This window comes from uncultured Methanobrevibacter sp., from assembly GCF_902801725.1.
GTDB lineage: Archaea > Methanobacteriota > Methanobacteria > Methanobacteriales > Methanobacteriaceae > Methanocatella.
Genome location: NZ_CADCJB010000056.1, coordinates 1 through 7,399, shown reverse-complemented (window position 1 = coordinate 7,399; position 7,399 = coordinate 1). Strand labels below are relative to the sequence as shown.

The following is a 7,399-nucleotide window of genomic DNA, read 5'->3' as shown; positions in this document are numbered from 1 at the left end:
TATATCCTCTGGAATCCAAAAACCTTATCAGCCGAGCATCATTTAAAAGATTATTGAAAGCATGGAAAAATTTGGTTTTTGCAAAATCCTCATCATCCAAGTTATTGTACTGCCTTCTCCATGTCGGCATGACAACGATTTCCTTTTTATCTTCAAGCTTTTCGAGCTTATCGAATCTTGGAAACCCCAATACCTTAATAGAATCTTCATCATACCCATAGTCATAATCTATGAATGATTGGCGCTCCTTATCCGAAGCTGTAAGAATCATATCTAAGTTTTTATCATATTTATTTAGCCATGAAGACATGTCATCCTTGGTAACACCATGCTGTAGGAATACTGTCTTTGACTTTACAAGTCCTGAAAGGAACGGGAAATTTCCCCAGAACGGATAGATAATGTTGTTGTCCGGGTTTGATGAAATGATTGCTTCCGCAAACAGGGCGTAGAGCCTGTGGCGAATGGATCTGTATGCAATATCAAAACCTATATCAGCAACTTTCTGATATTCACTGCTTGGATTTCCAAGGCCCAGCAACCTTCTGATTTTAAACATCCTTGAACTTGACTGGTACTTGTTTGCCATTATCTCCACATCATTAACATCATAGTCATGCTTTGAAATGGCAAAATACTTTTCTATGTCCTTGTCATTTTTCTCAACAGCATATTTGAATAGCTGAAATGCATTGTCATCAGCACTGTATGGTAAATCCATAAAAATCCAGATGCGTTTGTCCTTGTATGCTGGATAGAAAAAGAAATATAAGAATCTGAGCAGGATACCTGTCCTCCAACCGTCTTCACGTTTTTTTAGAATGTCCTTGACTGTCCTAAGCTCATTTTTGAATGTGTTTGAAGTGGTTCTTGGAAGGACAAGAATATGGTCATCCATGTCCTGAACAATGTATTTGTCCGACAGCATATACTTGGATACTTTGGAAAGCCTTGAAATATGATTGTACTCTGGAATCAACATGTACTCATCGATTTTGAACTCAATTTTCATACCTTCCTCAATCGGAATTGAGACTTCGAAGTTATGGTTGTATCCGTAGTTAAAGTTCAATGAGAAATTGTCCCTTTGAGGAAATTCTATGCTTTTAACAGGCATTGTTTTGGAACCGTTGATTTGAACCTGAATGTTTGGTTCTAGTGCAAATGTGGTGAAATATCCTAAAAGGTAGAGGTTATCGTTCTCTATTTGGCATATGTCTATGTTGATTTTATTTAATTCCAGTTCTTCAATGTAAGGACACTTGTATTCACTTACATTGCTCTTGTCAGCCAAATACTCCACACTGTGCTTTTTTAAAAGCATGATATGTGCTTTTAAAGTTCCGGGAATTGATTTTTGGAAAATGATTACATCATCATCTATATATGAGAGTATCTTGATAAGTTTTACGTAAAGTCCCAGTACTTCCTTACGGTTCATCAGGTAGTTGATTTTTTTAATTTCAAATATCCACTGCAAGTCATACATCAGGACATGCTGGATGAATTTTGGAACTTCGCCTTTTTTCTCTATTGCATAATCGATAAGCTTTAAAAAGTAGTTGTCAACTCTTGATGTGAAATAGGATTTCTTTTGAGTAGATGAACCGATTAACGATGAATTATCATCATGTTTTCTGTAATAATAGGCACAACCATCCAAAAATCCGATGTTGGAATTGTCTAGAAGCATTTGATTAATTAAAAGGGGATCTTCAGAAACCATCAAATTTTCATTGAACTTATAGTTTTTCAATGCTGAAAATCTGAAAAACGATGAAGGTCCCGAAAGCTGAATGTATTCTGGATGTTCTTCAAGATTAACGACCTGTGTCTTTTCATATTTGTAGTTAAGGGAGTGTCCACCTCTCCTTGCACCGAAATAGTATATCGGCATGGAAACTATATCGATTTCATCATGCTTTTTGAAAAAGTCCAATGCCTTGCTGAATGCATATTCAGTGATAAAATCATCACTGTCAAGGAAATTGACATATTCTCCTAAGACATGACCCAATCCACGGTTTCGGGAATAAGCAGGTCCGTAATTATCATCATTTCTTAAAACAAAAACATTTTCAGGATATTTATTTTGGTAATAATAAGCAATATCAGGAGTATGGTCATCGCTTGCATCATCTATAATGATAAGCTGAATATTTCTTTTGAAATCAAGGCTCTGGTCGATTATGGACTCAATTGCAACTGAAAGAAAATTTTCACTATTGTAAGCAGTCATAACAACAGACATTCTAAAAGCCAAAATAACATCCCCTTGATAATATATAAGTTGTACATATTATATAAAACAATACTACTTACTGATATTTGATGAAATAGGGAACTTTCATTGACTTAACAATGAAAAATTATTGTTCAGCACCCTATTTGATACAATTCAAAACCATAATCCTGAATCTTCTTATCATAGATGTTCCTTCCATCAAAAATTATGGACTTGTTCATCTTTTCTTCTAAAAATTGCCAGTCAGGTGTTCTGAATTCCTTCCACTCAGTAATCAGTATCAATGCATCGCAGAAGTCCACTGCATCATATCTGTTTGAAACGAAAGTGATATTTGAAAGGCATTCATCAGGAATAGCACGTTTGAACTCTTCTGTTGCTTGTGAATCATATGCATTGATTTTAGCCCCTCTTTTGATTAGTTCTTCTGCAACCACAAGTGATGTTGCTTCCCTCACATCATCGGTTCCCGGCTTGAAGGCAAGCCCCCATATTGCAAATGTCAGTCCAGTAAGATCTTCTCCAAACCTGTCCACAATCTTGTTTACAAGAACCATTTTCTGCCTTTTGTTTACTTCCTCAACATGAGAGAGTATTTCAGGTTCGTAACCATGAGTTTGTGCAGTATTTATCAGTGCCTGCACATCTTTTGGAAAACAGCTTCCCCCATATCCACAGCCTGCATAAATGAAGTGATATCCTATTCTCTTGTCAGATCCGATTCCAAGTCTGACCTTCTGAATGTCTGCACCAGTAACTTCGCAGATATTTGCAATCTCATTCATGAAAGATATTTTGGTTGCAAGCATTGCGTTTGCAACGTATTTTGTCATTTCAGATGATTTGACATCCATCAAAACAAATCTGTCGTGATTGAGTACAAACGGAGAGTATAAATCTTTTAAAACAACAAATACATCTTCTGATTCTGCTCCAATAACTACCCTATCAGGGCTTAAGCAATCTTCAATTGCCTTACCTTCTTTTAAAAATTCAGGGTTTGACGCAATGTTAATCTTAACATCAGAGTTGTTTTCCTTTAAAATTTTTTCAATGTGACCCTTTACCTTAAATCCTGTGCCGATTGGTACAGTTGATTTTATTACTACAAGAGAATCTTTTGTGATGTTGTTTGCAATGTCTGTTGCCGCTGAAAAGATATAGTCAAGATTAGCACTTCCATCTTTGGCCATAGGAGTTCCAACAGCAATGAAAATGATGTTTGTATTGTCAAGAGCTTCTTTAATATCTGTTGTAAATATCAAATCCCCTCTTTCCTGACCGTTAATTACAAGAGTTCCTAAATGAGGTTCAAAGATAGGTAATATTCCCTTTTTAAGCCCATTTATTTTAGTTTCATCAATATCCACACAGTAGACTCTGTTTCCCATCTTGGAAAAACAGGCTCCAGTAACAAGACCGACATAGCCGGTTCCAATAACAGTAATATTCATAGTATATCCTAAAATTTTTATTTATATAATTATGCTTGATTTATAATACTCACGAAAAAAATACATGCATTTAAAACTAATATAAAAACGAATTATTGATCAAAAAACAATGCGAATTTGGTTTTTAAAGTAGGATTAATTTCCATGACTTTTTGAATGACATAATCCCTGAATTTAAACAGATTTTCCTCAGAATCTGCAGTAATATAGATGATTTCCGGCTCCATTTCCAAATTTGCAACTGAAACACCTTCAAGCGGGCGAAAATTAGGTTTAAATCCTTTGCAATATCCAAAATCAGTGTGCAATGATTTCAACTCATCAATTTTTTCAAATGTGCCTTTCGGAATGCTTTCAACATGATCAAATTTAATGGAAATCTGACCACCATAGCCTACAGTTACAAGAAGTTTTCCTGTTTCATCATCCCTTAATACATAATCCGTATTCAACCCCTCCAATTCATCAATCAAATCTTTAACTTTTTCATCCATTTTTTCATCACTTTCACTTTCCATAGTGAACATGGTGACATCCTGTGAGACTTTTGAAGGGTCAATTGGCTGTTTCATGAAAAACATATGGGATGATGATTCTTTAGTTAAAGAAGCATACTTATGTAAAATATTATTAACCTCAGATATTTTTTCATTATTTATAATCCCAATAACATATTTCCTTTTTATAGTCATAACTAATATATTTGATTTTCATAAAATAAATAGTTAATATTTTATTCCAAAATTATAAAATTTTTTACAAGCATCCATTTTCAAAATTATGAAAAAATCTTAAAGGAAGCTTTTCATATAACCTATCAAATCATCTCTGAACTCATCATCATCCATTGCAAAGTCAATTGAAGATTTAAGCCATTCAATACGATTTTCAATATTGAATACCTTACCTGTGAACTTAACACCATAGAGTTCATCAAGCTTTGACATCGCATCGGTGAGTTGAACCTCACCGTTGAATCCAGGTTCTGTCTGATTAATTTTATCAAAGATATCTGCTGTCAGGACGTATCTTCCAGTAATTGCCAAATTTGACGGTGCCTGACTGGCTTTGGGTTTTTCAACCAAATCATTGATTTTATAAAGATTGCCTTTGATGTTTGTTGAATCGACAATGCCATAGCTGCAGGTTTTATCCTTTGGAACTTCCCTTATGGAAATAGTTGACTTTTTATATTTGTTGAAAACATCAATCAGTTCCTTAGCACATGGCACTTCGGACTGAGTAATTGAATCACCTAAAAAAACAGTGAACGGTTCACCATCAACATGTCGCTCTGCTGAAAGTATCGCATCCCCCAATCCTTTCAGGTTCTTTTGTCTGACATAGCAGATATCTGCCAAATCAGTGATCTTTCTCACCTGTTTCAGGTATCTGTCTTTTCCTGCTTTTTGCAGCATGAATTCAAGTTCATATGATTTGTCGAAATAATCCTCAATTGACCTTTTATTTCTACCAGTTATGATTAATATATCATCAATACCTGAGTTGATAGCCTCTTCGACAACATAATGAATTATTGGCTTGGAATAAACAGGCAACATTTCTTTTGGTTGTGCTTTTGTAGCAGGAAGCAATCTAGTACCTAATCCTGCTGCCGGAATAACTGCTTTCATAATAATTCCTCCTCATTTTTAATGGCGAATCTGTTTTTTCCACCAACAAGGAACTTGTACCAAATATATGAAACGACTTCATCCGCATCATTGAAGTTGTTCAGTTCATTTTCAACAGTTTCCAAGTCAAGTGTGTCATCACCGATTTCGTAGCTGAAAAGGTCGGATTTGCTTTCAGACATCTTATCGATTTCTTCTTCACCCCATCCATTGACTGAATGAGGCGTCCAGAATGTATTTTTATGGATTAGTTTTACAGGAGCCCCTGCACAGGTAACATTTGAATTGATGCTTTTGTTTGAAACAACTGAATTTGCACCAAGAATTGACCCAGAACCAATTTTAGAACCCTTGAAAATCATTGCATTTTGGCCAAACCAGACATGGTCCCCCACATAAATGCTTCCGGCATAGTTAATTCTTCTTTTGGATTCATCATCATAGATACAATGCCCATCAGAAGTTCTGAAAACCACATTATAAGAAAGGAAACAATCATCACCCAAGACTATATTTTTGGCTTCAGACAATACAAATACTGTTTGGCCGTTGAAGAAATTGTTTTTTCCGATAAAGCAGACATTACTTTTGTGAAGGGCAATGTTTACAGAATAGTCATGAGAGTTAGTTGAAAGGTATAGAACTGAATTGTCCATATTGAAATCTATTCGGGAGTTCCATAGATGGACTCCTTCTTCACAAATCAAAACATTGTTTTTGCCATTGAAATTAATTTGTGAGTTTGTAAGCTTTGGAAGTTCGCCTATGAACTCATTATCATAAAGTTCCATGAGTTGATTCGGATTTGTTATCTGCACATTTTCACCTAAAAATAGTAACTTTCTTTTTTTATTATATGTTATTGGAATTATATAATGATTGTTCTTAATAAGTATAAGTAATCATATCTAAACATGATGTATGATACAATATAATGTAAAAGACGAGGCACAATTCAATCATTTACAAGTAGAAATATAAAAATAATTTAATATGAATTTAATTTAAAAAAAGCAATGATTTGAATGCCGTCTTATTTTAAACTCCATATATAAGAAAATGTTTTATCATGCATCATCTATTAACAACAATGAATCAGTGACTCAAACAATACCCCCATCAATAGTCAATAGATATTATTTCAATTAAAAACTGAAGAAAAATATTTAAAAAAAAAATCTGAAAAATTAGAAAGAAAAAATATTAAAATGATTGCAAAATCAAATTTTAAAATAAAAAAAGTAATGATTTACTTTCAAAAATGAAAGTAAACATCTATTGGATATATTTAGCCAAATCATTGACCTTGTCAGTTTTCTCCCATGGAAGACCTTCAATACCGAAGTGACCGTATTTAGCGGTTTGTTTGTATGATGTGTTCCTCAAGTCAAGAGTTTCAATGATTCCGTCCGGAGTCAATTTGAAGTTTTCACGTACGATTTCTTCAAATGTCTTATCTCCAATGTCTGCCCCTGTTCCAAAGGTGTCTACCATGACAGAAGTAGGCTCAGCAACACCAATAGCATAAGATAATTGAATCTCACATTTTTCAGCAAGGCCACTTGCAACAATGTTTTTGGCAATGTATCTTGCCATGTAACATGCACTTCTATCCACTTTAGTACAGTCCTTACCTGAAAATGCTCCACCACCATGTCTTGCGTATCCTCCATAGGTATCTACAATAATCTTACGGCCAGTTAATCCTGCGTCCCCATGAGGTCCGCCGATTTCGAATTTGCCTGTTGGATTGATGTGTTCTTTGGTGTTTTCAGTCATCAATTCTTGTGGAATGACTGCTTTGAAGAGCTTTTCACGAATATCCTCTTTTAATCTTTCCTGATCATCAGATACACTTTCATCATGTTGAGTTGACAATACTACTGCATCAAGTGAAAGTACATTTCCATCCTCATCATAGTTAACTGACACCTGTGCCTTACCATCAGGTCTTAAGTATGGAATTTCACCGGATTCTCTTAACTCAGTTAATTTATTTGTGAGTTTACGTGCCAAATCGATTGGAAACGGCATTAATGACTCAGTTTCATTGGTTGCAAAACCAA

General features: G+C 34.7%; 6 protein-coding genes. All 6 read right to left on the bottom strand.

Annotated elements, in window-relative coordinates:
• On the bottom strand, positions 1-2,263 hold a 2,263-nt coding region (locus QZV68_RS09560; protein ID WP_296880779.1), incomplete at its 3' end, for a glycosyltransferase.
• A gap of 113 nt (positions 2,264-2,376) precedes the next feature.
• Positions 2,377-3,699: a UDP-glucose/GDP-mannose dehydrogenase family protein gene (locus QZV68_RS09555; RefSeq protein WP_296880778.1), complete on the bottom strand. Its 1,323-nt coding sequence runs from the start codon at positions 3,697-3,699 to the stop codon at positions 2,377-2,379.
• Between the two features lie 92 nt (positions 3,700-3,791).
• A complete protein-coding gene (locus tag QZV68_RS09550; RefSeq protein WP_296880777.1) occupies positions 3,792-4,271 on the bottom strand; it encodes a hypothetical protein in 480 nt (159 codons plus the stop codon).
• A 219-nt stretch (positions 4,272-4,490) separates the two neighbouring features.
• Positions 4,491-5,333, bottom strand: coding sequence for a UTP--glucose-1-phosphate uridylyltransferase GalU (gene galU / locus QZV68_RS09545; protein WP_296880776.1), 843 nt, complete (start codon positions 5,331-5,333; stop codon positions 4,491-4,493).
• Entirely contained in the window at positions 5,330-6,151 is an 822-nt protein-coding gene (locus QZV68_RS09540; RefSeq protein WP_296880775.1) for an acyltransferase, read from the bottom strand. Before QZV68_RS09540 ends, galU begins: the two co-directional genes overlap by 4 nt.
• Before the next feature lie 457 nt (positions 6,152-6,608).
• On the bottom strand, positions 6,609-7,399 hold a 791-nt coding region (metK, locus tag QZV68_RS09535; protein WP_296880774.1), incomplete at its 5' end, for a methionine adenosyltransferase.